The organism is Streptococcus sp. cx1, from assembly GCF_052384325.1.
Taxonomy (GTDB): domain Bacteria; phylum Bacillota; class Bacilli; order Lactobacillales; family Streptococcaceae; genus Streptococcus; species Streptococcus salivarius_G.
Window position 1 is genome coordinate 156,437 of record NZ_JBQSUN010000004.1, and the last position, 25,453, is coordinate 181,889.

The following is a 25,453-nucleotide window of genomic DNA, read 5'->3' on the forward strand; positions in this document are numbered from 1 at the left end:
GCTTTTTATGTGTTTTTATGGTAAAATAGAGTACCGAATTTCAAAGATTGGTGGTGAAGTGCATGCGTTGTCCAAAATGTCAACACAATAAATCTAGTGTTATCGATAGCCGTCAGGCAGAAGATGGGAATACCATTCGTCGTCGTCGTGAGTGTGATTCTTGTCATGCTCGTTTTACAACATTTGAGCGTGTGGAAGAAGTTCCACTTTTGGTTGTCAAAAAAGACGGTACTCGTGAACAATTCTCTCGCGATAAGATTTTCAATGGTATCTTGATGAGTGCTCAGAAGCGTCCAGTTTCTAGTGAGGATATCGAAAATGCCATCACCCGTATTGAGCAAAACATTCGCCGTAACCATGATGGAGAGGTTGATAGTGATGTCATTGGGAATTTAGTGATGAAAGAACTCGCTGACCTTGATGAAATTACTTATGTACGTTTTGCCAGTGTCTACCGTTCTTTCAAGGATGTTGATGAGATTGAAGAGTTGCTTCAAGAAATCACCAAAACTGTACGTGCGAAAAAAGAGTCTAAAAAATGAGACCTATTGAAGAATTTGTCTATGTTGGCAATCAGGTTATCGTTCCCGATCAGGCAAGTTTGATGCGTTGCTATTATCCCATTATTGGGAGTGAAGGATACGCTCTCTACCAGTATTTCGTGGCTTTTTATGACAATGGTAATCACCGCCATAAGTTTGCGGCTATTCTGAACCATCTTAACTTTGGAATGCAGCCCCTTCAGGAAGCACTGGCGGTTCTGACAGCAGTAGATCTCTTGGCCTTTTACCAGTCACCTCAAGGGTTTTATGTTATAGAGCTTAAGTCTCCCTTATCAATTGAGCAGTTTCTAAAACATGCCGTTTATAGTTCACTTCTCGAGCAAAAGATTAGTGAACCAGCAGTAGACGCTTTGAAACCGGCAGGTCTACAAGGCTTGCAAGATTTATCTAAACGTTTTTCGGATGTCTTTACCGATGAGCGTTTGGCTCAAAAGTCTGTGTCTGAAATCAAGCCCAAAAATTCATTTGATTTAAGCAGTTTCAGGAATCGTATGCAGGCTGATGGGCTTGTATTTAAAGATGAAAAGACAGATGTGCCAGAAATCTATAAATTGTCTGAAACTCATGGCATGAATTGGTATGATACTTATCTCTTAGCTAAGAAGACAGCCGTGAACCACCAGATTATTGTCAAGCGTATGCAGGTGCAATTAGAGCAGGCTCAAGCTCAAACATTGGGTGGTGATTCTGCTTTGACAGAGACGGAGAAAAAGATTCTTAAAGCGGTTAGATCCGAAAAGCCTATAGATTACTTGCAAAGTGCTAAAGGCCCAAGCGGGACTGTGACTAATTCTGAGAAGCAGATTCTCACGGATTTGGCACAAAGAGGCTTTATGGATGAGGTCATTAACCTCATGGTTGCCTACAGTTTGGGACGGACACGTTCAACGAATGTAAATCGAGAGTATATCTCTAAACTTGCCAACGATTTTGCCTTTAAGAATATCGTCACTGCTGAACAGGGGTTTTTAGCTTTGCGTAGTGGTTACGATAAGAAATCACAGCAAGCAAAAGCTGATTCTAAGAAGAAAACAAATGTGCCGAGCTGGAGTAATCCAGATTATGATAATCAAACCAGTCAGGCTGATCAGGCTAAGTTGGATGAAATTAGACGTCGAGCTTTGGCAAAACTAGAAAAAGGAAAGGAGTAGCCTATGGAAAGAGTTGGACAAACCCTAAACCGAACAGGGCATCATGGGTCTGGCAATGCGACGGATTTAACGAAGCAAATTTTAGCGGATCCAAGAGTGGCTAGCTTTATTCAAGAGCATAGCCTAAGCCAGGATGAAATCAAGCGTAGTCTTCCTAAGTTTAATCAATTCCTAGTGGAATGCCGTAAGGTTAAAGAAGGTGATGCCTCGTATATTGCCAAAGGGTATGAACCGATTCTGACCATGAATGAAGGCTACGCTGATGTCACCTATAAGGAGACGCGTCAGCTCAAGGAGCAACAAGAACAACAGGCTATTGCTAAACGGATTAATTTGGTGAGTCTTCCTCAGTCTTATCGTAAGATTACCTTTGCGGACATTGCATTAGATGATGTAGCTCGTGTTGATACTTTTGAGAGTCTTGTGGATTTTGTGGCGAATTACCCTAGTCCAGACCAGAAAGGCCTTTACATCTATGGAGACATGGGGGTTGGAAAATCCTTCATGTTGGCTGCTATGGCTCATGAACTTTCAGAGACCAAGAAGGTTGCCACGACCATTATTCATTACCCATCTTTTACTATTGATGTTAAAAACGGAATCAAGGACGGTTCTGTCAAGGATCAAATTGATGCTGTCAAACAGGCAGAAGTTTTGGTTCTAGATGATATCGGTGCAGAGCAATTCTCTTCTTGGATTAGGGATGATGTTTTGCAAGTTATCCTCCAGCATCGCATGATTGAGGAGTTGCCTACCTTCTTTACGTCTAACTATAGTTTTTCGGATCTAGAAGCTAAGCTATCCAATGGACGTCAAGGAGACGAGACTTGGCAGGCCAAACGTGTGATGGAGCGTATTCGTTTTCTTGCCAAAGAGGTTCACTTGAAGGGTGTTAATCGCCGCTAAGTTGAATCTAATAATGATAAAGAATAAGAGAGTTTGCTTTCCTTGGTGGAAGTGAGACTGCTAAATGAAGAAAGGAATCCCTATTTAATCAGGGACTTAAACATATGACATTACCTACAGTTGCTATCGTGGGTCGCCCAAACGTTGGGAAATCGACCCTATTTAACCGAATTGCGGGTGAACGTATCTCTATCGTCGAAGACGTTGAAGGGGTAACACGTGACCGTATTTATACCTCTGCTGAATGGCTTAATCGTCAGTTTAGCTTAATTGATACAGGTGGTATTGATGATGTTGATGCACCATTTATGGAACAAATTAAGCACCAAGCTGACATTGCCATGACTGAAGCTGACGTTATTGTCTTTGTCGTTTCAGGTAAGGAAGGCGTGACAGATGCGGACGAGTACGTTGCTCGTATTCTCTATAAGACCAACAAGCCAGTTATCTTGGCGGTAAATAAAGTGGATAACCCTGAGATGCGTGCAGATATCTATGATTTTTATTCTCTTGGACTTGGTGATCCTTATCCAGTTTCATCTGTTCACGGTATCGGTACAGGGGATGTTCTCGATGCTATCGTTGAAAATCTTCCAACAGAAGTTGAAGAAGAAAATCCAGATATCATTCGTTTTAGTTTGATTGGACGCCCAAACGTCGGAAAATCAAGCTTGATTAACGCCATTTTGGGTGAGGACCGAGTGATTGCCAGCCCGATTGCTGGTACGACTCGAGATGCCATTGATACAAACTTTGTGGACAGTGAAGGTCAAGAGTATACCATGATTGACACCGCTGGTATGCGTAAATCTGGTAAGGTTTATGAAAACACAGAAAAATACTCTGTCATGCGTTCAATGCGTGCCATTGACCGTTCTGATATCGTCCTTATGGTTATCAATGCCGAAGAAGGTATCCGTGAGTATGACAAGCGTATCGCTGGTTTTGCCCATGAAGCTGGTAAAGGGATTATCATCGTAGTTAACAAATGGGATACGATTAAGAAAGACAATCATACCGTTGCTAACTGGGAAGCAGATATCCGTGATCAGTTCCAATTCTTGAGCTATGCACCAATTATCTTTGTATCGGCTGAGACGAAACAACGTCTTAACAAGTTGCCGGAGATGATTAAACGCATCAGTGAGAGTCAGAACCGTCGTATTTCATCGGCTGTCTTGAATGATGTTATCATGGATGCCATTGCCATCAACCCAACACCAACTGACAAAGGAAAACGCCTTAAGATTTTCTATGGCACACAGGTTTCGGTTAAACCACCAACATTTGTTATCTTTGTCAATGAAGAAGAGCTTATGCACTTCTCATACATGCGTTTCTTGGAAAATCAAATTCGTCAAGCCTTTGGTTTTGAGGGAACACCAATTCATTTGATTGCTCGTAAACGTAAATAAAAAAGAGACCAACCAGAATAGAATCTTTATGGGTTGGTCTTTTATCATTGTAAGGAGAAAACGATGTTAGAAAATATTCAAGCTTATTTATCAAAACAGGGAGTTAAGTATGTCAAACCTGAAAAAGCGGGTCCACATCAGGAAGAGATGGAAGACCTCAAGGCACTTGGTCAAGCAGCTCGTAAGGAGATGCAGACTTTAGCAAAACTTCTAGGGGAGCGTTTGGCACCCTTTAAGATGGATCGTGTCAGTAATTGGGCCAATCAGGCACAAATATGTCGTCCTCACTTTTGGTGCTATTACAGGGCCCCTGAGGATAGTTTAGACGATGTTGCTATGGCGATTCGACTTTATGGTCAGCTTGAAAAATGGGGGATTTCAGTAGAAGTTAGCTTTGTCGAACGTAAAAAATCAGATACTACTTTAGCTAAGCAACATAAGGTCCTAGACTTACCGATTGCACCCTCTCTATACTATTTTGCCCAGGAAAATGGTGTCAGTCATCGTGTGGAAGGAACTGAAGAAAATCGTCAGATGCTTAAAGAAGCAGTTAGAGATGGTCGTGTTCGTAAGGTGTTGGTCAAATATGATGTCTCTGTGACTACTAGTGAAACAATAGAAGAGTTAGTAGAAAAACTTGCTGATGGATTCGACAAGTTGAAACCTTACTATGAGATAGCTAATCAAAACTAAAAAAATCTCCAGTTTTTTTCTGGAGATTTCTCTTATTTATTTTGGTGCAATCACTTCAGCACCACCCATGTAAGGACGAAGAACTTCAGGGATAGTTACTGAACCATCTTCGTTTTGGTAGTTTTCAAGGATAGCGGCTACTGTACGTCCAACAGCAAGTCCTGAACCGTTAAGAGTGTGAAGAAGTTTTACCTTACCATCAGCTTCGTCACGGTAACGGATTTGTGCACGACGGGCTTGGAAATCTTCTGTGTTTGAACATGAAGAAATTTCGCGGTAAGTGTTTTGTGCTGGAATCCAAACTTCCAAGTCGTAAGTTTTCGCAGCTGAGAATCCCATATCGCCAGTACACAAAGTGATGACACGGTATGGCAAGTTAAGTTTTTGAAGGATGTTTTCAGCGTTAACTACCATTTTTTCCAACTCATCATATGAGTCCTCAGGTTTTGAGAATTTGACCATTTCAACCTTGTGGAATTGGTGAAGACGAATCAAACCACGTGTATCACGACCAGCTGAACCAGCTTCTGAACGGAATGAAGGGCTCATAGCTGTGAAGTAGATTGGCAATTCTTTACCGTCAAGGATTTCACCGCGGTAGTAGTTTGTCAAAGGAACTTCAGCTGTTGGGATAAGGACGTAGTCAGTACCGTCAAGCTCGAAAGTATCTTCCTTGAATTTTGGATATTGACCAGTACCGAACATTGAGTCGTGGTTAACCATGTAAGGTGTGATCATCTCAGTGTAACCTTCTTTAGCGTGCTCATCCAACATGAAGTTGTAGATTGCACGTTCCAATTTTGCTCCAAGGCCTTTGTAGAAAAGGAAACGAGAACCAGTGACTTTAGCACCACGTTCCCAATCTAGGATACCAAGGTCTTCCCCAAGATCCCAGTGTGCTTTAACTTCAAAATCAAATTCACGAGGTGTTCCCCAACGACGAACTTCTACGTTTTCATCTTCGTCAGCGCCTACAGGAACAGAGTCATTTGGTGTGTTTGGAAGTGTCACAACGATGGCATTAAGCTTTTCATCGATAGTAGCAAGTTCTGCATCAATTTCCTTAATTGCTGCAGAGACTTTTTGCATTGCTGCGATTTGTTCAGAAGCATCTTCTTTGTTACGCTTAGCTTGAGCGATACCATCTGAAGCAATGTTACGTTGAGCTTTGAGTTCTTCAGATTTGATAAGAAGTTCGCGACGTTTAACATCAAGCTCTTTAAGTTCATTTAAAGTTTCAGCAGCGACACCACGTGTAGCCAATTTTTCGGCAAGGGCATCGAAGTCGTTACGAATACGTTTTACATCTAACATAAGTTCCTCCAAAAAGTAAAACACTCCAGTGAAAGTGTTGGAGTGACATAGGCCACGGTTCCATCCAACTTCACAGGAGTGCACTTGTTTATGTTTTTAATTATTAGAAACGGTAGAATTTCGTAGGTCAACCCTACCTGCTCGCAGCAACCGCAGGCTTTCTGTAAGGGTCTAGCTAGTACTTATCCGTCTGTTATATTATACAAAAATTATGATTTTTTGGCAAATAAACCTTTGAGTCGAGCCCCAATAGTTTGAATGAGAGTTGGTAGCTTGACGACTTTTTCATTGCCAAGGTGTTCCCTAGCAATTTTTAGAATCTTCCCAGAATCTTTAGAAGCAAAGAGGAATTTGCTCTTGTCTGTCAACACTTCAAAGTGACGGCTAATTTTCTTTCCTGATACATTCGCACCGATTTGAGTAATGCTAGTCCATGGGATTTGAATGTATTGCTCGACATTGACATCTGGGTAGAATTCAAGAGCCACATCCCCGATTAGAAATTTGCCGACTTTCCCCCCGATAGCCATGTAGGAAACGCCTGTTGTATGCAATTCAACTGTTTTGTTTAGTGATTGTGCCATATCTATCTCGCTTTTTGATTGTAGTACTTTTATTATAGCATAAGAAAAGAGTTTAGCTTTGCTAAACTCTTACTCTTTTTACATGATTCCGAAGAAGCTTGCAACAATACCAACTACAAAGAGTCCGATGATGATTGTGATTGGTGAAACTTTCTTCTTAAGCAACCACATACATGCAAAAGTAAGGAGAAGTCCCATCAAACCTGGAATCAATGAATCCAATTGTTTTTGGAGGGTATCAACTTGAATCTTATCGAAGCTAAGTTTGTCATTAACTTGGCCGAGGATAGTCTTAAGTTGGTCACCACTGACATTGCCTTTAGGCCATTCGATATAGGCACCTTTAGACAAAACTTTACCCGGAAGGTTTACAGTGAAGACGATAGAAACCCAACGTTCAACAAGGACAGCCAAGATGAACATACCAAGGATTGATGCCCCTTTAGTAATATCTTTCAAGATACCACCAGACATGTCTTTAGTGATTTCTGAACCTGCTTTGTAACCAAGTTCTTGAGTGTACCACAAGAAGGCCATACGGATAAGGTTCCAACCGATGAAGAAGATAAGTGGACCAGCGATGTTACCAGCTTGTGCCAATGATGCACCAAGGGCACCAAGGATAGGACGAACTGTGAACCAGAAAACAGGGTCACCGATACCGGCAAGAGGTCCCATCATACCGATTTTAACCCCTTGGATAGCAGCATCTTCGATGTCAGTACCGTTAGCTTTTTCTTCTTCAAGAGCCAAGGTAACACCCATGATAGGAGCAGCTACGTAAGGGTGGGTATTGAAGAATTCCAAGTGACGTTTAAGAGCTGCGGCTTGGTCTTCTTTGTTAGTATAGAGTTTTTTAATAGCAGGAATGAGTGAGTAAGCCCAACCCAAGTTTTGCATACGTTCATAGTTCCATGAACCTTGCAAGAATTGTGAGCGCCACCAAACCTTTTTACGATCCGCTTGAGATAATTGAATTTTTTCAGCCATGAGAGCACCCCTTCCTAGTAGTCTTCCAAGATATCGCCGATTGGGTCGCCAGAACCAGATGAAGTTCCGCCACCATTTCCGCCACCTTGTTTAGAAAGGTTGAGGTAGATGAAGGCAATAGCGACACCGATAGCACCAAGAGCGATAAGTGTCAATTGGCTAATAGCAGCAAAAGCAAAACCGATGGCGAAGAATGGCCAAACTTCACGAGTTGCCATCATGTTGATAACCATGGCGTAACCAACGGCTACGACCATACCACCACCGACAACCATACCGTGGTTGAGCCAGTCAGGCATCAATCCAAGGGCATGTTGAACAGATTCTGCTGGGATAGCAAGAAGAAGGGCGGCTGGCACAGCGATACGCAAACCTTGAAGAAGGAGGGCGAGGTAGTGTGCACGTTCAACACCAGCAATGTTTCCACTTTCTGCAGCTTTATCTGCGGCATGAACAAGGGCAACAGAGGCTGTACGAACAAGCATAGTTAGGAAGAGACCGGCAACCGCAAGTGGGATAGCTGTTGCAGTCGCAACACCGATACCTTCAGTTGTGAAGTTACCACCTTTAACCAAAATAATGGCAGCAGCAACAGAGGCAAGGGCAGCGTCAGGAGCGACAGCGGCACCGATATTAGCCCAAGCAAGGGCGATCATTTGAAGAGAACCACCAAGCATGATACCTGCAGTGAGGTTACCTGTAGCAGCACCGATGAGGGTACATGCAACAAGTGGTTGGTGGAATTGGAATTGGTCAAGGATACCTTCAAGACCAGCAAGGAAGGCAACAACTACGACCAAAATTGCAGAAATAATTGACATATCTGACATGGTAATAATTCCTTTTCTATTGAGTTGTGATTAGCTGAGAGTATCAACTAATTTATCCGAATGAAGGTTATTGAACGTTAGCTTTTTTGATAAGGTCGAACAAGTCTTTCTTAGAATCATTTGGTACCTTACGGACGTCGAATTCAACGCCAAGGTCACGCAATTTTTCGAAGCAAGCGACATCGTCTTTGTCCATAGACAAAACGTTGTTAACCATTGTTTTACCAGTTGAGTGAGCCATAGAACCAACGTTAAGTTCTTTGATTGGCACGCCACCTTCGATAGCACGAAGTGCGTCTTGAACAGTTTCGAACAAGATAAGCGCGTGTGTGTTACCAAAGCGAGGGTCCTTAGAAGCATCAATCAATTTTTGAATTGGAACAACGTTTGCTTTAACCCCATTTGGTGCTGCTTGTTTGATCAATTCTTTACGAAGCTCATCTTTAGCAACGTCGTCTGAAGCAACAATGATACGGTCTGCTTTAGAAGCAGGTGTCCAGTTAGTTGCTACTTGACCATGCAAGAGACGTGTGTCCAAACGTGCCAAGTTAATCTTGAGTTTACCATCTCCGATAACTGTCCCTTCTGGGATAGCTCCTTGAGGTGCAGCAGCTTCTACAGGAGCTGCTGTTGTTTCCTCAGCTGGATTAAGCTCCTCTGGAAGTGCCTTGATACCACCCTTAGCTTCCTTGATGATATTAGCAGCAACTTGCTCTGCAGTAGCGTTAGCATCCATCATACGTTCAGTGTATGCTTGGATAAGCATTGGCAAGTTAAGTCCTGTGATGATAGCAATCTTGCGATCTGGATTTTCTCCAGCAATTCGACTGGCTTGGTTAAATGGTGAACCAGACCAAAGGTCAGCCAAAACAAGAATTTCATCATCAGCATCGAATTGTGCAATGGCGTCGTTGAAGTGAGCGTACAAGTCATCAGGACCTTCACTTGGCATGAAAGTTACGACTTGAACTTTCTCTTGGTCTCCAAAAATCATAGAGCCTGATTGGTGGATTCCTTCAGCGAACTTACCATGGCTGGCAATAATAATACCGATACCCATTCGTGTTCTCCTCCTTATAAATTATTTTTTCCTAGGCTTAAAAAGACTATCTCCGATTTTTATCAAGACGCTAAAAAAAGCGTCTCTCAATCTTTTTAAACATAAGAAATCAAGAACAATTATATTCTAAAACGCTTTCAAGAAAATGTCAATAGCTAGTGAGATAAAATTTCAAAAGAAGTCAAACTCTTTCAAAAATGAGCAAAATATTATAAAAAGATTGCCCAACCATTAGATTGGACAATCTTTTTATAATATTCGGAGATTATTTCTTCTTGACAATGAGTCGGAAAAGATTTTTAAAGCCTTGTTTGAGGACAGCGATAAAGCTAGGTGCTTTTCGTAAACTTTCTCGAGGAATTCTTTTTTGAATTTCTTTCAAAGTTATTCGGCTTTTTCGACTGGCAAAACGGAAACGTCCATTTTGCTTAGTACGGATTTCAAAGCGTGGGATGAATTTACCACCGAAGTAGACATCGGCAATCACATAAGTGATTTCATCCCAAGGAATTTGAACGTAATCTTGCAACTTCGTATCATTGTAAAATTCGAAGGCCTTATCTCCGACCATGATATTTCCGTAAATAGGTCCTTCACGAAACCAAGTTCCCTTAGTTGTGTGAGCCATTTCGGTATTGAGCGATTTAACCATACCTTGCTCCGATTAGAGTACACCAATAATGTGGAGCACAATAGCTAGAACAAAGATACCTAAGATGATAACAATTGGAGAAACTTTTCTCTTAAGAAGGTACATACAGAGGAAAGTCAAACCAAGGGCGGCAAGACCAGGAATCAATTGGTCCAAGTTATCTTGCAAGGTTGTCACCTTGTTGGCTTCGAGTGATTTACCAGCAGCTTGTTCTAGGAAGGCTGCTTTAACACCGGCAATACCTTTTGGAAGTTTATCCCAATCGATATAAGCGCCTTCTTGTTGTTTAACAACAGAGACAACTGGTGTGAAGGTAATGCTAACCCAACGTTGGATAAGAGAACCGATAACGAACATCCCCATCATTGATGCGCCACGAGTTACTTGTTGAAGAAGGTTACCAGATACGTCGTCTGTGATCGCAGTACCAGCACGGTAACCGAATTCTTGAGTATACCATTTAACGGCAGCTACCATGACGTTCCAGAGAACGAAGAAGACGATTGGGCCTAGGACGTTACCTGAAACAGCCAAACCTGCTCCTAATGAAAGGAAGATTGGACGAAGGGTAAACCAGAAGAGAGGGTCACCGGCACCTGCAAGAGGTCCCATCATACCGACCTTAACCCCTGAGATAGCAGCATCATCAATCTCAGCACCGTTGGCACGTTCTTCTTCCAAGGCAAGGGTAACCCCAAAGATTGGGTTGGCCATAAATGGTTGTGTATTGAAGAATTCCAAGTGACGCTTAAGCGCAGCAGCACGTTCTTCTTTAGTTTGATAAAGTTTTTTGATTGCAGGAATAAGGGTGTAAGCCACACCACCATTTTGCATACGTTCATAGTTGAATGAAGCTAAAAGGAAGTATGAGCGCAAGAAAGCTTTGAAACGATCTGCTTTTGTTAATTTAATTTTTGAATCAGCCATTTTCTTTCCTCCTAATTAAAAGTCTTCCAGAATTTCACCGAGGGGATCACCTGATCCTCCATCATTTGAAGAACCATTTGAACCACTAGCTTCAAGCGCAAGGTACATAACGGCAAGACAGAGGCCGATGATACCCAAGCTAATCAAGGTCAACTCTTTGAGGGCAGCCAAAGCAAAACCAAGGAAGAAGAATGGCCAAACTTCACGACTAGACATCATGTTGATAACCATGGCATAACCAACGGCTACAACCATACCACCACCGATTGTCATACCTGATTTTAACCATTCAGGCATAGCTTCAAGACCAGATTGTACGAGGTGTGCAGGAATCAAGAGCAAGAGGAGGGCAGGGATAGCAACACGGAGACCTTGGAGGGCCATACCGATAAAGTGCCATCTTTCAACACTAGCGATATCAGCAGCTTCTGCACGGCTATCCATAATATGAGCGATGAAGACAGTTGCTGTACGGACAACCATTGTCAAGGCAAGACCGGCAACAGCCAAAGGCACCGCAAGGGCGATGGCAGGACCAATTCCTTTAGTTCCTTGACCACCCAAGATAAGGATAATTGTAGAAGCAACAGCGGCAAGTGAGGCATCTGGTGCCATGGCAGCACCAACGTTAGCCCATCCCATAGTAATCAATTGTAAGCTACCACCCAACATTACGCCGAGTTCGAGATGACCAGTAACAAGACCGATAAGGGAACAAGCCACAACTGGCTGGTATGTTTCGATTTGGTCGTTAACTGAGCTACAACCGATGATGAAAGCAACAATTACGACTAAAATAATTTGTACTAAACTCATTTATGCATCCTCCAAAATTATTTCTTCTCTGCTAATTTAGTTTCAGCTGACTTAATCAAGGCATCAACGTTTGCTGGGCTATCACTTGGTACCCCACGAACGTCAAATTTGACACCCAATGATTGCAACTCTTTGATAGCATCCACATCTGTTTGGTCAAATGAAAGAGCTTTAGTAACGTTGACTTTTCCTTCTTTATAAGCTGAAGAACCAAGGTTGATTTCTTTAACATCAACACCTGCTTTAACAGCAGCGAGAGCATCTTCAACAGATTCAAAGAGAAGCATAGCACGTGTATCACCAAAACGTGGGTCATTGTTTGCTTTAACCATGTTTTTAATTGGGATAACGTGAACTTGAACACCAGATGGAGCGGCTTGTTTAATCATGTTTGTACGAAGTTTATCATGACAAACAGTGTCTGAAACAACGATGATACGGTCTGGGTGAGTTGAGTGAGTCCAACCAGTCGCAACCTGACCGTGGAGGAGACGTGTGTCAACACGAGCCAAAACGTATTTGATTTTTCCATCACCAAGTACTGTTCCTTCAGGAATGGTACCTTTAGGAATAGAAGGTTTTGCGTCGGCTGGTTTAGTGTCTTCTTCAGGAATAAGGCCTTCTGGAAGGACTTTAACGCCTTCTTTTGTTTCCTTATAAATGTTAGCGACAATCTCTTCAACCCCAGCATCAGGAGCTACCATACGTTCCGTATATGCTTGGATAAGCATTGGCAAGTTGAGTCCTGTCACGATAACCATCTTGCGATCAGGATTTTCTTCCTTGATACGGCTTGCCTGGTTAAATGGTGACCCAGACCAAAGGTCTGCAAGGACAAGAATTTCGTCGTCAGCGTCAAATTGAGCGATGGCATCTTTGAAGTGAGCGTACAAGTCGTCAGGACCTTCATTTGGCATGAAAGTAACCACTTGAACTTTCTCTTGTTCACCAAAAATCATAGAACCTGATTGGTGAATACCTTCAGCGAATTTACCATGGCTAGCAATAATAATACCGATACCCATTAGTGTTCTTCCTCCTTTTATATATTGCTTCTTAGGAATAGAAAAATGATTATTGGTATTATCATTCATGACATGAAAATGACAACAATATTTTTTTAGTCCCTCGAAAATTAGAACAATCTAATTGTAAAACGTTATCATAGATTTGTCAATGCTTTTCGTAACAAAAGTGTCATAAAATTGAAAAAAATATCAAATTATCGCAAATATACTTTCTTTTCAGATAAAAGGACTTTGGTATAGTTTTAAGCTATATCTAAATAGAGGAAATGGGATCAAGGAAAAATGAGAGAAACGCTTGTAATAACTAGTGATGACTGCTATAATTTCTTCAATTAACTATTTAAGGTTAAATCTATAAGAAAAGAGGACCTCCTTATGTCAGATTTACTAAGTATTTATAATGAATTGCAATCTAAGAAATGGGTTGACTTGACCCACAAAATTAATGCGGAAAGTCCACACTTTCCAGCCCTCCCTGCTTTGAAACAAGAAGACCTTTTCACATTAAAAGATGATTTCCATGTTCAAAAATTTACAGTGGTTGGTCAATACGGAATGCATATTGATGCACCGATTCACTTTGTAGAAGGTGGTCGTTGGTTGGATGAGATTGACCTCAAAGATCTCCTCTTGCCACTCTATGTTATCGACAAGTCTAAAGAAGTTGCAGCCAATCCAAACTTTATCTTGAGCAAACAAGATATCTTAGACTTTGAAGCAGAGCATGGAAAAATTACTGAAGGGGCCTTTGTCGCTTTTCGTAGTGATTGGTCAAAACGTTGGCCAGATCAAGATGCTATGCGCAACCTTGATGAAAATGGGGTTCAACAAAGTCCAGGGTGGAGCCGTGAAGCTCTAGAATTCTTGATTCATGAACGCCATGTTAAGGCTGTGGGTCATGAGACTTTTGATACAGATGCTGGTATTCCAGCAGCAGAACATGGCTTGGTTAACGAATACTACCTCTTGGAACAAAACATTTATCAGGTAGAAGTCTTGAATCAATTGGATCAGGTTCCAGCTGTTGGTGCTTTGATTTCGATTGCATTTCCTCACTGGGACAAGGCGACAGGTTCCCCAGTGCGTGCAGTGGCTATTTTACCTTAATCAGAACAAAAGACACCGAAGAAATTTTCAGTGTCTTTTCTTGTTTATAAAAAGAGTTCTTGAAGTTTGCGAGCAACGCCATCCTCTTCATTAGTCCACTCAATTTGTTCGTTAGCGTGGGGAAGAAGGACAGAGCTAGCATTCTTCATGGCATAACCAGTTTTAGCAAGTTCCAACATCTCTGTGTCATTGTGTTCGTCACCAAAAGCAATCAAATCATCCGTTGATTTACGCATGGCCTTAAGTAAGTAGTTCAGGGCGTAGGCCTTGTTAATACCTTTAGGCGAAAATTCCAAAATATTAAGTGGGCCACCCCAAGAATCAACTTCAATTTCTTCCTTGAAGTCTTTCTTGATGTCATCGGCTAGTTGGTACTTATCTTCATGGCGAGTTTGCATAAGGAGAGCGTTAGGGTTGCGCGTGATTTTAGTTGGTTCTAAACGCATAGCCTCAATAATTTTATCAACACCAAAGAGTTGTGGTTGAATACGCTCTGGGTGATTCATAGTGATATAGAAGTGTTTTCGATATTCACTAGCCAGAAAATCCATCTCTAATTCATCATGGCGTTGTAAGAGGCTAATCAGATATTTCTTATCTAATTTAACCGAATGCTCATAAGCCCAGTCTTGGTCTGGAAGATTGGTCAAAGAGCCGTTGAAGGTGATGAGTGGTGTTTCTAACCCTAGTGTTTTGTAATGGTCAATAGCCATACGATAAGGACGACCTGTAGCAATAACGACTTGGTGTCCTTTGTTTTGTACGTCTTTAATCGTTTTTTGTGTAAATTCTGAAATAGTTCCATCTGGGCGTAATAACGTTCCATCAAGATCTAGTGCAATCAATTTTTTTGTCATGTTCCTATTATAGCAAAAATCTGTCCTTTGTTGGTGATTAAGAAAGAGCTTTCTAAGAACGTTCGGTTTTTCATAAGAAAAGTCTCAGGAAATAAACCTTGCACCGTCAAATAATTTCATGTAGAATAGTAATGTTGCATTCTACGTGAGAATGTTCCGAAATTATTCGGATTTTGACAATATTTTTTATTAAGGAGTCTAAACTTTCATGGAAAAGTTTTTCAAATTGAAAGAACATGGTACTGACGTCCGCACAGAAGTGACTGCCGGATTGACAACTTTCTTTGCCATGTCTTACATCCTCTTTGTTAACCCAGCGATGTTGGCCCAAACAGGAATGCCTGCACAAGGTGTTTTCTTAGCAACAATTATTGGTGCGGTTGCAGGGACATTGATGATGGCATTTTATGCTAACCTACCATACGCTCAAGCGCCTGGTATGGGGCTTAATGCCTTCTTCACCTACACAGTGGTCTTTTCTTTGGGTTACACTTGGCAAGAGGCCTTAGCAATGGTCTTTCTATGTGGTGTTATTTCATTGATCATCACGGTAACTAAAGTACGTAAGATGATTATTGAGTCTATTCCAACAGCTCTCAAATCTGCTATTTCAGCAGGTATCGGTGTTTTCCTTGCCTATGTTGGGATTAAAAATGCTGGTTTCTTGAAATTCTCAATTAATCCACATACCTACACTGTAGCAGGCAAAGGTGCTGACATGGCTAAGGCTTCAATTACAGCTTCATCGTCAGCTACACCAGGTTTGGTTGCTTTCAATAACCCAACTGTAATTGTAGGTTTGATTGGTCTTGCGATTGCGATTTTCTTTATTGTTAAAGGTATTCGTGGTGGTGTTCTTCTTTCAATCCTCGTAACGACTATCATTGCTATCTTTGCTGGTGTCGTTGATCTTGGAAGCATTGACTGGCACGCAGCTAGCTTGACATCATCTATTAAGGATCTTGGTCAGGTCTTTGGTGCAGCGCTTGGATCTAAGGGATTGGGATCACTCTTTGCAGATGTTTCTCGTTTGCCTGGTGTCTTTATGGCTATTCTTGCCTTTTCATTGACTGATATCTTCGATACTATCGGTACCTTGATTGGTACTGGTGAGAAGGTTGGTATCATTGCTTCAACAGGTGATAACAACGAATCAAAAGCTCTTGACCGTGCCCTATACTCTGACCTTGTTGGTACAAGTATTGGTGCCATTGCAGGGACTTCAAACGTTACAACTTACGTTGAATCTGCAGCAGGTATTGGTGCTGGTGGACGTACTGGTTTGACAGCTCTCGTGGTTGCTGTACTCTTTGCCATCTCTAGTTTCTTTAGTCCAGTGGTATCAATCGTTCCTAATGCAGCAACAGCGCCTATTCTTATTATTGTAGGTGTTATGATGCTCTCTAACCTTAAGAGTGTCGATTGGGAAGACTTGTCTGAAGCTATTCCTGCATTCTTCACTTCTATTTTCATGGGATTCTCATATAGCATTACCTATGGTATCGCAGCTGGGTTCCTTACTTATACTTTGGTCAAAATTGTCAAAGGTCAAGCTAAGGATGTCCACTTTATTATGTGGATTTTGGATATCTTGTTTATCCTTAACTTCATCAGTATGGCTGTGTTCTAAAGCTTGAAAGAAAAAGTCTGTACATTTGTCAGGCTTTTTCTTTTGCGATTTTTATCTGGGGAATGTGAGAGAGTTTTTTTGATTAACTTTCAAATCTATAGTAAGTTTTACAAAATGATTTCTAATCTATGAGTGGTTGATGTGGTTAAAATAAATTGAAGATTAAAATACACATCTTAACTTCTTACTTAAATGATTCGATATTTATAAGTTTCTACTGTATTTTTACAGTGGATTCTAGTCCATATTTTTATTTTTTGATATAATGAAAACATGATTTACAGTCAAAATGAAGAAGAATTGATTAGTATCGGCCAAAAGTTAGGTCGACTGCTCGATTCTGGAGATATAATTGTTCTCTCAGGTGATCTGGGAGCTGGCAAAACAACCTTAACCAAGGGGATTGCCAAAGGTTTGGATATTTCACAGATGATAAAGAGTCCAACCTATACTATTGTAAGGGAGTATGAGGGGCGGCTGCCACTCTATCATTTAGATGTCTACCGCATTGGTGATGATCCTGATTCTATTGATTTGGATGATTTTCTGTATGGTGAAGGTGTGACCATCATCGAGTGGGGTGAGCTCCTAGACGAGAGTCTGTTAGGGGATTATCTCCTAATTTCGATATCTCATCATGGAGATGGACGTCAGTTGCTTTTTGAATCTTTCGGTCCTAGAAGTAAGGAGATTCAGGAGGAAATGGTAAATGGCTGAGCAAGAATTAGTCATTGAGGAAGCTCAAAGAGAGGATGCTGCCTCTCTAGCTCGTTTACTAGAGACTGTAGCCTTGGAATCGGATTTTCTAGCACAAGATGATAGAAGTTCTATACTGAGTGTTGAACAGTTAGCCACTTATATTGAAAGTCATCAGCATAGGCTTAATGAGATTTGTTTGGTGGCAAAATTGGGTCATGAGGTCATTGGTGTTTGTAATGTTACCTCTGATCAAGATACTAAGACCAGTCATATCGCCGACGTATTTATTGCGGTTTCTAAACCCTATTGGGGGAATGGTGTTGGCCAGTTTCTTATGGAAACAATGATTGACTGGGCAGATCATACACCAACTATCCGCCGCTTAGAGTTGACGGTTCAAGCACGTAATGAACGGGCGGTTCATCTCTATCAAAAATTCGGATTTGACATTGAAGGCACTAAGAAACGTGGTGCAAGAACTAAAAATGGAGAATTTCTAGATGTTTACCTTATGGCTAAACTCATAGATTAGGAAAAAACATGAAACTTGGACGAAAAATTTTATTGATGTTGTTGGCGATTTTTGCAACGACAGTAGTAGCTGCTGGTATTTACCTAACGACAACTTATAATTACGCCACAGGCGAATTGTCAAAAACGTTTAGGGCTTCTAAAGCAACTTCAGGGAATAGTAAGGCTATTCAACAGACTAAGCCTATAACTATTCTCTTGATGGGGGTAGATACAGGATCCAAAGAACGTAAGGAAACCTGGGAAGGAAACTCTGATACCATGATTTTGGTAACAGTGAACCCTAAGACTAAGAAAACAACCATGACCAGTTTGGAACGTGACCTTTTGACAGATATTGAGGGGTCGGGTGAAGCAAAACTAAATTCAGCATATGCTGAGGGTGGTGCTGACTTGGCTATTTCAACCATTCAAAAGGTTTTAGATATTGATATTGACTATTATGCACTGATTAATATGCAGGGTATGATTGATTTGGTAGATGCTGTTGGTGGTATTGAGGTAACGAATCATTTTGATTTTCCAATTTCGATTGCAGAAAATGAACCTGAATTTCAGGCAAAAGTTGAGCCCGGAACCCATAAAATCAATGGTGAGCAAGCTTTAGTCTATTCACGTATGCGTTACGATGACCCTGATGGTGACTATGGTCGCCAAAAACGTCAACGTGAGGTTATTCAAAAAGTTGTAGCTAAGCTCTTGAAGATGGACTCTATTGGTTCTTACAAGAAAATTTTGTCGGCTGTAAGTTCAAATGTTCAAACCAGTATCGATCTTGGTGATACCAATACTTTGCGTAGCTTGATGGGTTATAGTGATGCCCTTAAAAATATTAAGTCATACCAATTGGCTGGTTCGGATGCCATGATCGATGGAGGAAGCTATCAAGTAGCCTCCACTGAGGATATTCTTAAGGTGCAAAATCGCATTAAGCAGGAAGTTGGTAAGAAGAAAGTTTCTGAATCTAATCTTAAGACTAGTTTGGTTCTCTATGGTTCTGGTAGCTCTAACTATGGCTCAGATGATTTCGTTAATTCTAAAGGAAGTGCGGCTTCGAGTGAGGCATCTTCAAATTATGAGGGCGGGACATCTGAGGCAGCTGGTGGTGGGTCAGTAAGTACCTACAATGGAGGTACTACCTATAGCAATAACTATAGTGAAAACACAGGTAATTATGTTCAGGAACAAGGTACGACAACCCCTACATACAATAATAATGGATCGGGTGTAACTACTTATAGCACTGTTCCAGCGACGCAATAAATAAGGTTGGGTGATTCCCAACCTTTTTGTTATGAAATGATAGCAATATGGTTATTCCTTGCAATGGCTTTTGAGCTATGCTATAATATAGGAAAATAACGAAAGAGAGGCGGAGTAGAAACTTCGTCTCTTGTGTGTGTAAGGAGGTCATAATGTCGCAAAAAATTATTGATCTCGTGACGGCAGTCGTAGCTCCAGCTATTCCTGAGCCATACGAACTGGTCGATATCGAGTACGAAAAGCTTGGCGGTGACTATGTCTTGTCAGTTTTGATTGATAAGCCAGGAGGTATTACTGTAGAAGATACTGCAGACTTGACTGAAATTATCAGTCCCCTCTTGGATACTATTCAGCCTGATCCTTTCCCGGATCAATACATGCTGGAAGTTTCTAGTCCAGGGTTAGAGCGTCCCTTAAAAACCAAAGAAGCTTTGACAAATGCTGTTGGTCAGTATATCAATGTTAGTCTTTACAAGGCTATTGATAAGATCAAGATTTTCCAAGGTGACTTGGTGGCCTTTGATGGGGAAACCCTAACAATTGATTACCTTGATAAGACTCGCCATAAAACTGTTGAGATTCCCTATCAAACAGTTGCTAAAGCTCGTTTGGCAGTCAAACTCTAAAACTATTAGTGTAAATAAAGAAAGGATGCCAGTTTTGGCCTTTAGAGGTTAAAACAACAAAGAATATGAGCAAAGAAATGCTAGAAGCCTTCCGTGTCTTGGAAGAAGAAAAACACATTAACAAGGAAGACATCATTGATGCCGTGGTTGAATCGCTTAAGTCAGCCTACAAGCGTCGTTATGGTCAGTCAGAATCAGCTGTAGTTGAATTCAATGAAAAAACAGGTGATTTTCAAGTTTATACCGTTCGTGAAGTTGTAGACGAAGTCTTTGATAGTCGTTTGGAAATTAGCTTGAAAGATGCCCTTGCTATCAGCTCTGCTTACGAACTTGGCGATAAGATTCGTTTTGAAGAGTCAGTTGATGAATTTGGCCGTGTTGCAGCGCAATCTGCCAAACAAACCATTATGGAAAAGATGCGCAAGCAGATGCGTGAAATCACTTATAATGACTATAAGCAACATGAAGGTGAAATCATGCAAGGAACAGTTGAACGCTTTGACCAACGTTTCATTTATGTCAATCTTGGAACGCTCGAAGCTCAATTGTCACGCCAAGACCAAATTCCTGGCGAAAGCTTTAAGTCACACGACGTCATCGATGTTTATGTTTATAAAGTTGAAAACAACCCTAAGGGTGTTAACGTCTTTGTAAGCCGTAGCCATCCAGAATTCATCAAACGTATCATGGAACAAGAAATTCCTGAAGTATTTGATGGAACTGTAGAAATCATGAGCGTGTCTCGTGAAGCTGGTGATCGTACCAAAGTTGCTGTTCGCAGTCATAACCCTAACGTTGATGCTATTGGTACTATCGTTGGTCGTGGTGGAAGTAACATCAAGAAAGTTGTCAGCCGTTTCCACCCAACACGTTTGGATGCTAAGACAGGAATTGAAGTTCCTGTTGAGGAAAATATTGATGTTATTCAATGGGTTGAAGATCCAGCTGAATTTATCTACAATGCTATTGCACCGGCTGAAGTGGACTATGTTCTCTTTGACGAAGATGATAGCAAACGTGCGACAGTAGTTGTACCAGATAACAAATTATCTCTTGCAATTGGTCGTCGTGGACAAAACGTTCGTTTGGCAGCTCATTTGACTGGTTACCGTATTGACATCAAGTCAGCTTCTGAATATGAAGCACTCGAAGCTGAAAAAGCTGAGGCTGCTACTGAGGAAGTTGTTGACGAGATTGTTGCAGAAGATGCTACACCTGTTGAAGTCACAACAGAAGAAGTAATTGAAACAACAGAAGCAGAATAAGAAGAACATAGAGGTGTTTGATGGCTAAAACACGAAAAATACCTTTACGCAAATCAGTTGTCTCAGGAGAAATCATTGATAAACGTGATTTGCTCCGCATCGTAAAAACTAAAGATGGTGAGATTTTCATTGATCCAACAGGAAAGCAAAATGGCAGAGGTGCTTACATTAAACTAGATAATGAAGAAGCTCTCCAAGCTAAAAAGAAACGTGCTTTTAACCATAGTTTCTCAATGGATGTTCCTGAAAGTTTTTATGATGAACTCATTGCTTATGTGGATCACAAGGTCAAAAGAAGAGAGTTAGGTCTTGAATAACACAGAAAAATTGTCAAATATGTTAGGACTGGCACAAAGAGCTGGAAAACTTATTTCTGGCGAAGAACTTGTCATCAAGGCAGTTCAATCAGGGCAGGCGAGACTAGTTTTTCTTGCCAATGATGCTGGTAGTAACGTGACTAAAAAGACGACTGATAAATGTAACTACTATAATATAGAAGTCTCCACAGTGTTTAACGCACTGGAATTAAGCATGGCTATTGGTAAACCAAGAAAAACGGTTGCTGTAGTTGATGCTGGATTTTCAAAGAAAATGAGGACTCTTATGGAATAAAGAATAGGAGGACATCACGTGTCAAAGAAACGATTATATGAAATCGCAAAAGAGGTTGGTGTAGAAAGCAAGGTTGTTGTTGCAAAAGCTCAAGAACTTGGTCTTTCTGTGAAGAGCCATTCCTCATCAGTTGAAGAAGCTGATGCTAATCGTATCACTTCAAGTTTAAAAGGGGGAACAGCTAAGGCTGAAAGCAAGCCAGCTCCTAAAGCGACACCAACTCCTAAAGAGGAAAAGGTAGCGCCTAAGGTTGATAAGGTACCTGTTGCCAAATCAGCTCCAGCTAAAGAAACATCAAAGGCTGAAGTCAAAGAAGCCCCTGCGACTCCGAAAAAACCACAAAGCCGTAATTTTAAGGCAGAACGTGAAGCACGTGCCAAGGCAGAAGCAGAGCGTCGTCAAAACGGCGGAGGCCGTGACAACCGTAATCGTAACCGAAATCAACAAGGGAACGATCAAGGTAAACGTCAGAATAATGATCGTCGCAACCAAAATGGAAATGGTCAAGGCAACCGTAATAATGGGAACCGCGGTAACAATAGTAATCGTGACCGTAATTTCCAAGGTAAACAGCGCAATGATCAAGGTCGAAATAAACGTAACGATGCTGCCCGCAACAATCAGGCAGGTCCACGTATTGACTTTAAAGCGCGTGCAGCAGCCTTGAAAGCAGAGCAAAATGCAGAATATTCACGTCAAAGTGAAACACGCTTCCGTGAAGAAAAAGCTGCAGAGCAACGCCGTGCGAAAGAGCAAGAAAAGGCAAGAAAAGAAAAACAACAGGCTGAAGTCGCTGCTCAAAAAGCAGTTGCTGAAGCTAAGCCAGCTCCCAAGCCAGCACCGGCTGCTCAACCAGCTCCAGCTGCGCAAGCACAAGATACACGTCGTAAAAAGGCACGTCCAGATAAATCACGTGATAATCGTCGCGAGAATGAAGATGGACCTAAGCAAACAAGAAATAATAAGTGGAATAATCAAAACCAAGTGAGAAATCAACGAAATAGTAACTGGAATAAAAACAAAAATAAAAAAGGTAAAAATAACCGTGGTAATTCAGCTCCAAAACCAGTAACAGAGCGTAAATTCCATGAATTACCAAAAGAATTTGAATACACTGAAGGCATGACGGTTGCAGAAATCGCAAAACGTATTAAACGTGAGCCAGCTGAAATCGTTAAGAAACTCTTCATGATGGGTGTTATGGCAACTCAGAACCAATCTCTTGATGGGGATACTATTGAGTTGTTGATGGTTGACTACGGTATTGAAGCAACCAAGAAAGAAGAAGTCGATAATGCTGATATCGAACGTTTCTTTGTTGACGAAGACTACCTCAATAAAGATGCTATGGTAGAACGTGCACCAGTTGTTACTATCATGGGACACGTTGACCATGGTAAAACAACCCTTCTTGATACCCTTCGTAACTCACGTGTTGCGACTGGAGAAGCTGGTGGTATCACACAGCATATTGGTGCCTACCAAATTGAAGAGGGTGGTAAGAAAATCACCTTCCTTGATACTCCAGGACACGCGGCCTTTACATCTATGCGTGCCCGTGGTGCTTCTGTTACAGATATTACTATCTTGATTGTCGCTGCGGATGACGGTGTTATGCCACAAACTATTGAAGCCATCAACCACTCTAAGGCTGCTGGTGTTCCAATCATTGTTGCGATTAACAAGATTGATAAACCAGGTGCTAACCCAGAGCGTGTAATCGGTGAATTGGCAGAGCATGGCGTTATCTCAACTGCATGGGGTGGGGATAGCGAATTCGTTGAAATTTCAGCGAAGTTTGGTCAAAATATTGAAGAATTGCTTGAAACAGTTCTTCTTGTGGCTGAAGTGGAAGAACTTAAAGCTGACCCAACAGTTCGTGCCATCGGTACCGTTATTGAAGCGCGTTTGGATAAAGGTAAAGGTGCGGTTGCAACCCTCCTTGTTCAACAAGGTACCTTGCATGTTCAAGACCCAATCGTTGTTGGTAATACCTTCGGACGTGTCCGTGCTATGACCAATGACCTTGGTCGTCGTATTAAGACTGCAGCACCATCAACACCAGTTTCAATTACTGGTTTGAACGAAGCGCCTATGGCGGGTGACCATTTTGCCGTTTATGAAGACGAAAAAGCAGCTCGTGCAGCCGGTGAAGAACGTGCCAAACGTGCCCTTATGAAACAACGTCAACAAACACATCGTGTTAGTCTTGATAACCTCTTTGATACCCTTAAAGCTGGTGAATTGAAGACTGTTAATGTTATCATCAAGGCCGACGTACAAGGTTCTGTTGAAGCCTTGGCAGCATCACTTCTTAAGATTGATGTTGAGGGTGTTCGTGTTAATGTTGTTCACTCAGCAGTAGGTGCTATCAACGAATCTGATATTACTCTTGCGGAAGCTTCAGATGCTGTTGTTATCGGATTTAACGTTCGTCCTACACCACAAGCACGTCAACAAGCGGAAACTGATGAAGTTGAAATTCGTCTTCACAGCATCATCTACAAGGTTATCGAAGAAATCGAAGATGCCATGAAAGGGATGCTTGATCCTGAATTTGAAGAAAAAGTCATTGGTGAAGCTATTATCCGTGAAACCTTCAAAGTTTCTAAAGTCGGAACAATCGGTGGGTTCATGGTTACTAGTGGTAAAATTACTCGTGATTCAAGTGCCCGTGTGATTCGTGATGGTGTCGTTATTTTTGATGGTAAATTGGCAAGCTTGAAACACTTTAAAGATGACGTTAAAGAAGTCGGAAACGCTCAAGAGGGTGGTTTGATGATTGAAAACTATAACGATATTAAAGTTGATGACGTTATCGAAGCTTACATTATGGAAGAAATTAAACGTTAATTTTGTTAGCTTTTAAGAAAGCTTACTTAGGAGACAAAGCTAGGTCATCTGGCCTGGCTTTTGTTCCATCATAATAAGAGAGAAAGGATAAGACTATGGGAAATTCATTTCGTGTAGACCGTGTTGGTATGGAAATCAAACGTGAGGTCAATGAAATTCTTCAAAAGAAAGTTCGTGACCCACGTGTGCAAGATGTCACTATCACAGATGTACAGATGCTTGGTGATTTGTCAGCTGCTAAGATTTTTTACACCATTCATTCAACCTTGGCCTCAGATAACCAAAAAGCACAAACTGGTCTTGAAAAGGCTACTGGGACAATCAAGCGTGAACTTGGTAAAAAATTGACTATGTATAAGATTCCGGATTTGACCTTTATTAAAGATGAGTCTATCGAATACGGTAATAAAATTGATGAAATGCTTCGTAATTTGGAGCGTAAAGACTAAGAAAAAATTCCTGTCAGTTATGGCAGGAATTTTGCGTTATAATAGAATAAAAAGGAGGACTTCAATGAAAGTAACGGTCTATTTGGGTGCTAATATGGGTGATAATCCTAGCTTTAAGAAAGCAACAATTGCCTTGGGTCAGTGGATTGCTAAAAATGGGCATACCCTAGTCTATGGTGGCAGTAGGATGGGACTTATGGGAGTTCTTGGTGATACGGTTTTGGAAAATGGTGGACAGGCTCATGGCATTATGCCACAATTCCTCAAAGATAGGGAGATAGCTTATGAGGGGTTAACCTCAATGACCATAGTAGAAACTATGGCAGAACGAAAGACTGCCATGCTAGAGCAAGGAGATCTCTTTATCGCCCTTCCAGGAGGTTTAGGGACACTGGAAGAAATCTCTGAAGCTATTGCAGCTGCTCGAGTCGGTAAGTTGGACAAACCCTGTGTTTTCTTCAATCTCAATGGCTATTATGATGCTATGAAAACGATGTTAGATACCATGGTTGCTCATGATTTTTTGGAGGCTGAAACAGCAGCAAAATTCCTCTTTACAGATGATTTTTCAGAAATTGCAGCTTTTGTCCAGTCTTATGAACCACCTCAATTGAGACGTTATCGGTAACTTT

27 protein-coding genes are annotated in these 25,453 nt (G+C 41.3%); 17 read left to right on the plus strand and 10 right to left on the minus strand.

Going from position 1 to position 25,453, the window contains the following annotated elements:
* Positions 1 to 62: 62 nt before the first annotated feature.
* The 5 genes from nrdR to ACT170_RS06935 all read left to right on the plus strand — a co-directional run bounded on the left by nrdR (position 63) and on the right by ACT170_RS06935 (position 4,728).
* Positions 63 to 542, plus strand: coding sequence for a transcriptional regulator NrdR (gene nrdR, locus ACT170_RS06915; protein WP_002883820.1), 480 nt, complete (start codon positions 63 to 65; stop codon positions 540 to 542).
* Positions 539 to 1,714: a DnaD domain protein gene (locus ACT170_RS06920; protein ID WP_444818153.1), complete on the plus strand. Its 1,176-nt coding sequence runs from the start codon at positions 539 to 541 to the stop codon at positions 1,712 to 1,714. The genes nrdR and ACT170_RS06920 overlap by 4 nt, the downstream gene beginning before the upstream one ends.
* Before the next feature lie 3 nt (positions 1,715 to 1,717).
* Complete coding sequence (gene dnaI / locus ACT170_RS06925) at positions 1,718 to 2,620, plus strand: primosomal protein DnaI (RefSeq protein ID WP_014633898.1); 903 nt, start codon at positions 1,718 to 1,720, stop codon at positions 2,618 to 2,620.
* A 104-nt stretch (positions 2,621 to 2,724) separates the two neighbouring features.
* The gene (gene der, locus ACT170_RS06930) at positions 2,725 to 4,035 is read left to right on the plus strand and encodes a ribosome biogenesis GTPase Der (protein WP_002886596.1); all 1,311 of its coding nucleotides are present in this window, start codon (positions 2,725 to 2,727) and stop codon (positions 4,033 to 4,035) included.
* 63 nt (positions 4,036 to 4,098) lie between these two features.
* Positions 4,099 to 4,728, plus strand: coding sequence for a glucose-6-phosphate 1-dehydrogenase family protein (locus tag ACT170_RS06935; RefSeq protein WP_225998735.1), 630 nt, complete (start codon positions 4,099 to 4,101; stop codon positions 4,726 to 4,728).
* Positions 4,729 to 4,764: 36 nt separating this feature from the next.
* Here the strand turns inward: ACT170_RS06935 and serS are convergent, their stop codons facing one another.
* The 9 genes from serS to ACT170_RS06980 all read right to left on the minus strand — a co-directional run bounded on the left by serS (position 4,765) and on the right by ACT170_RS06980 (position 12,926).
* Positions 4,765 to 6,042, minus strand: coding sequence for a serine--tRNA ligase (gene serS, locus ACT170_RS06940; RefSeq protein ID WP_444818154.1), 1,278 nt, complete (start codon positions 6,040 to 6,042; stop codon positions 4,765 to 4,767).
* A 209-nt stretch (positions 6,043 to 6,251) separates the two neighbouring features.
* The gene (locus ACT170_RS06945; protein WP_021145043.1) at positions 6,252 to 6,626 is read right to left on the minus strand and encodes a DUF956 family protein; all 375 of its coding nucleotides are present in this window, start codon (positions 6,624 to 6,626) and stop codon (positions 6,252 to 6,254) included.
* Between the two features lie 78 nt (positions 6,627 to 6,704).
* The gene (locus ACT170_RS06950; RefSeq protein WP_002883717.1) at positions 6,705 to 7,616 is read right to left on the minus strand and encodes a PTS system mannose/fructose/sorbose family transporter subunit IID; all 912 of its coding nucleotides are present in this window, start codon (positions 7,614 to 7,616) and stop codon (positions 6,705 to 6,707) included.
* A gap of 14 nt (positions 7,617 to 7,630) precedes the next feature.
* On the minus strand, positions 7,631 to 8,446 hold the full coding sequence (locus ACT170_RS06955) for a PTS mannose/fructose/sorbose transporter subunit IIC (protein ID WP_002883747.1): 816 nt from the start codon (positions 8,444 to 8,446) through the stop codon (positions 7,631 to 7,633).
* 67 nt (positions 8,447 to 8,513) lie between these two features.
* Complete coding sequence (locus ACT170_RS06960; protein ID WP_002883770.1) at positions 8,514 to 9,506, minus strand: PTS sugar transporter subunit IIB; 993 nt, start codon at positions 9,504 to 9,506, stop codon at positions 8,514 to 8,516.
* A 265-nt stretch (positions 9,507 to 9,771) separates the two neighbouring features.
* A complete protein-coding gene (locus tag ACT170_RS06965; protein ID WP_013990069.1) occupies positions 9,772 to 10,158 on the minus strand; it encodes a DUF956 family protein in 387 nt (128 codons plus the stop codon).
* Positions 10,159 to 10,170: 12 nt separating this feature from the next.
* A complete protein-coding gene (locus ACT170_RS06970; RefSeq protein ID WP_444818155.1) occupies positions 10,171 to 11,085 on the minus strand; it encodes a PTS system mannose/fructose/sorbose family transporter subunit IID in 915 nt (304 codons plus the stop codon).
* A gap of 15 nt (positions 11,086 to 11,100) precedes the next feature.
* On the minus strand, positions 11,101 to 11,901 hold the full coding sequence (locus ACT170_RS06975; protein WP_270282388.1) for a PTS mannose/fructose/sorbose transporter subunit IIC: 801 nt from the start codon (positions 11,899 to 11,901) through the stop codon (positions 11,101 to 11,103).
* 17 nt (positions 11,902 to 11,918) lie between these two features.
* The gene (locus ACT170_RS06980) at positions 11,919 to 12,926 is read right to left on the minus strand and encodes a PTS sugar transporter subunit IIB (RefSeq protein ID WP_002889985.1); all 1,008 of its coding nucleotides are present in this window, start codon (positions 12,924 to 12,926) and stop codon (positions 11,919 to 11,921) included.
* Between the two features lie 378 nt (positions 12,927 to 13,304).
* On the opposite strand from ACT170_RS06980, the gene ACT170_RS06985 reads away from it, so the two are divergent.
* Positions 13,305 to 14,036, plus strand: a complete 732-nt coding sequence (locus ACT170_RS06985; protein ID WP_444818156.1) for a cyclase family protein — start codon at positions 13,305 to 13,307, stop codon at positions 14,034 to 14,036.
* A gap of 44 nt (positions 14,037 to 14,080) precedes the next feature.
* Here ACT170_RS06985 and ACT170_RS06990 read toward each other — a convergent pair whose 3' ends face one another.
* Entirely contained in the window at positions 14,081 to 14,893 is an 813-nt protein-coding gene (locus ACT170_RS06990; RefSeq protein ID WP_014633589.1) for a Cof-type HAD-IIB family hydrolase, read from the minus strand.
* Positions 14,894 to 15,101: 208 nt separating this feature from the next.
* Between ACT170_RS06990 and ACT170_RS06995 the strand changes: the two genes are divergently transcribed.
* The 11 genes from ACT170_RS06995 to ACT170_RS07045 all read left to right on the plus strand — a co-directional run bounded on the left by ACT170_RS06995 (position 15,102) and on the right by ACT170_RS07045 (position 25,449).
* A complete protein-coding gene (locus ACT170_RS06995; RefSeq protein ID WP_002883789.1) occupies positions 15,102 to 16,523 on the plus strand; it encodes an NCS2 family permease in 1,422 nt (473 codons plus the stop codon).
* A gap of 273 nt (positions 16,524 to 16,796) precedes the next feature.
* Complete coding sequence (gene tsaE / locus ACT170_RS07000) at positions 16,797 to 17,240, plus strand: tRNA (adenosine(37)-N6)-threonylcarbamoyltransferase complex ATPase subunit type 1 TsaE (RefSeq protein ID WP_014633907.1); 444 nt, start codon at positions 16,797 to 16,799, stop codon at positions 17,238 to 17,240.
* Positions 17,233 to 17,754 carry a GNAT family N-acetyltransferase gene (locus ACT170_RS07005; RefSeq protein ID WP_070438634.1) on the plus strand — a complete coding sequence of 174 codons (522 nt, stop codon included), beginning with the start codon at positions 17,233 to 17,235 and terminating at the stop codon, positions 17,752 to 17,754. The genes tsaE and ACT170_RS07005 overlap by 8 nt, the downstream gene beginning before the upstream one ends.
* An 8-nt stretch (positions 17,755 to 17,762) precedes the next feature.
* On the plus strand, positions 17,763 to 19,016 hold the full coding sequence (gene lytR, locus ACT170_RS07010) for a glycopolymer--peptidoglycan transferase LytR (protein ID WP_444818157.1): 1,254 nt from the start codon (positions 17,763 to 17,765) through the stop codon (positions 19,014 to 19,016).
* Positions 19,017 to 19,168: 152 nt separating this feature from the next.
* The gene (rimP, locus tag ACT170_RS07015; RefSeq protein ID WP_002883745.1) at positions 19,169 to 19,642 is read left to right on the plus strand and encodes a ribosome maturation factor RimP; all 474 of its coding nucleotides are present in this window, start codon (positions 19,169 to 19,171) and stop codon (positions 19,640 to 19,642) included.
* 65 nt (positions 19,643 to 19,707) lie between these two features.
* A complete protein-coding gene (gene nusA, locus ACT170_RS07020; protein WP_002883755.1) occupies positions 19,708 to 20,907 on the plus strand; it encodes a transcription termination factor NusA in 1,200 nt (399 codons plus the stop codon).
* A 20-nt stretch (positions 20,908 to 20,927) separates the two neighbouring features.
* Positions 20,928 to 21,224 carry an RNase P modulator RnpM gene (rnpM, locus tag ACT170_RS07025; RefSeq protein WP_014633911.1) on the plus strand — a complete coding sequence of 99 codons (297 nt, stop codon included), beginning with the start codon at positions 20,928 to 20,930 and terminating at the stop codon, positions 21,222 to 21,224.
* Entirely contained in the window at positions 21,217 to 21,519 is a 303-nt protein-coding gene (locus ACT170_RS07030; protein WP_002947460.1) for a YlxQ-related RNA-binding protein, read from the plus strand. Before rnpM ends, ACT170_RS07030 begins: the two co-directional genes overlap by 8 nt.
* Before the next feature lie 18 nt (positions 21,520 to 21,537).
* Positions 21,538 to 24,372: a translation initiation factor IF-2 gene (gene infB, locus ACT170_RS07035; RefSeq protein ID WP_073685883.1), complete on the plus strand. Its 2,835-nt coding sequence runs from the start codon at positions 21,538 to 21,540 to the stop codon at positions 24,370 to 24,372.
* Between the two features lie 95 nt (positions 24,373 to 24,467).
* Positions 24,468 to 24,821 (plus strand): 30S ribosome-binding factor RbfA, encoded by a 354-nt coding sequence (rbfA, locus tag ACT170_RS07040; protein ID WP_002883798.1) that lies wholly within the window; start codon positions 24,468 to 24,470, stop codon positions 24,819 to 24,821.
* Between the two features lie 64 nt (positions 24,822 to 24,885).
* Complete coding sequence (locus tag ACT170_RS07045) at positions 24,886 to 25,449, plus strand: LOG family protein (protein WP_014633913.1); 564 nt, start codon at positions 24,886 to 24,888, stop codon at positions 25,447 to 25,449.
* Positions 25,450 to 25,453: the final 4 nt, after the last annotated feature.

Excerpts from the sequence above, each read along its gene's own strand:
- nrdR (WP_002883820.1), top strand. The coding sequence starts at position 63 with ATGCGTTGTCCAAAATGTCAACACAATAAATCTAGTGTTATCGATAGC.
- ACT170_RS06920 (WP_444818153.1), top strand. The coding sequence starts at position 539 with ATGAGACCTATTGAAGAATTTGTCTATGTTGGCAATCAGGTTATCGTT.
- dnaI (WP_014633898.1), top strand. The coding sequence starts at position 1,718 with ATGGAAAGAGTTGGACAAACCCTAAACCGAACAGGGCATCATGGGTCT.
- der (WP_002886596.1), top strand. The coding sequence starts at position 2,725 with ATGACATTACCTACAGTTGCTATCGTGGGTCGCCCAAACGTTGGGAAA.
- ACT170_RS06935 (WP_225998735.1), top strand. The coding sequence starts at position 4,099 with ATGTTAGAAAATATTCAAGCTTATTTATCAAAACAGGGAGTTAAGTAT.
- serS (WP_444818154.1), bottom strand. The coding sequence starts at position 6,042 with ATGTTAGATGTAAAACGTATTCGTAACGACTTCGATGCCCTTGCCGAA.
- ACT170_RS06945 (WP_021145043.1), bottom strand. The coding sequence starts at position 6,626 with ATGGCACAATCACTAAACAAAACAGTTGAATTGCATACAACAGGCGTT.
- ACT170_RS06950 (WP_002883717.1), bottom strand. The coding sequence starts at position 7,616 with ATGGCTGAAAAAATTCAATTATCTCAAGCGGATCGTAAAAAGGTTTGG.
- ACT170_RS06955 (WP_002883747.1), bottom strand. The coding sequence starts at position 8,446 with ATGTCAGATATGTCAATTATTTCTGCAATTTTGGTCGTAGTTGTTGCC.
- ACT170_RS06960 (WP_002883770.1), bottom strand. The coding sequence starts at position 9,506 with ATGGGTATCGGTATTATTATTGCCAGCCATGGTAAGTTCGCTGAAGGA.
- ACT170_RS06965 (WP_013990069.1), bottom strand. The coding sequence starts at position 10,158 with ATGGTTAAATCGCTCAATACCGAAATGGCTCACACAACTAAGGGAACT.
- ACT170_RS06970 (WP_444818155.1), bottom strand. The coding sequence starts at position 11,085 with ATGGCTGATTCAAAAATTAAATTAACAAAAGCAGATCGTTTCAAAGCT.
- ACT170_RS06975 (WP_270282388.1), bottom strand. The coding sequence starts at position 11,901 with ATGAGTTTAGTACAAATTATTTTAGTCGTAATTGTTGCTTTCATCATC.
- ACT170_RS06980 (WP_002889985.1), bottom strand. The coding sequence starts at position 12,926 with ATGGGTATCGGTATTATTATTGCTAGCCATGGTAAATTCGCTGAAGGT.
- ACT170_RS06985 (WP_444818156.1), top strand. The coding sequence starts at position 13,305 with ATGTCAGATTTACTAAGTATTTATAATGAATTGCAATCTAAGAAATGG.
- ACT170_RS06990 (WP_014633589.1), bottom strand. The coding sequence starts at position 14,893 with ATGACAAAAAAATTGATTGCACTAGATCTTGATGGAACGTTATTACGC.
- ACT170_RS06995 (WP_002883789.1), top strand. The coding sequence starts at position 15,102 with ATGGAAAAGTTTTTCAAATTGAAAGAACATGGTACTGACGTCCGCACA.
- tsaE (WP_014633907.1), top strand. The coding sequence starts at position 16,797 with ATGATTTACAGTCAAAATGAAGAAGAATTGATTAGTATCGGCCAAAAG.
- ACT170_RS07005 (WP_070438634.1), top strand. The coding sequence starts at position 17,233 with ATGGCTGAGCAAGAATTAGTCATTGAGGAAGCTCAAAGAGAGGATGCT.
- lytR (WP_444818157.1), top strand. The coding sequence starts at position 17,763 with ATGAAACTTGGACGAAAAATTTTATTGATGTTGTTGGCGATTTTTGCA.
- rimP (WP_002883745.1), top strand. The coding sequence starts at position 19,169 with ATGTCGCAAAAAATTATTGATCTCGTGACGGCAGTCGTAGCTCCAGCT.
- nusA (WP_002883755.1), top strand. The coding sequence starts at position 19,708 with ATGAGCAAAGAAATGCTAGAAGCCTTCCGTGTCTTGGAAGAAGAAAAA.
- rnpM (WP_014633911.1), top strand. The coding sequence starts at position 20,928 with ATGGCTAAAACACGAAAAATACCTTTACGCAAATCAGTTGTCTCAGGA.
- rbfA (WP_002883798.1), top strand. The coding sequence starts at position 24,468 with ATGGGAAATTCATTTCGTGTAGACCGTGTTGGTATGGAAATCAAACGT.
- ACT170_RS07045 (WP_014633913.1), top strand. The coding sequence starts at position 24,886 with ATGAAAGTAACGGTCTATTTGGGTGCTAATATGGGTGATAATCCTAGC.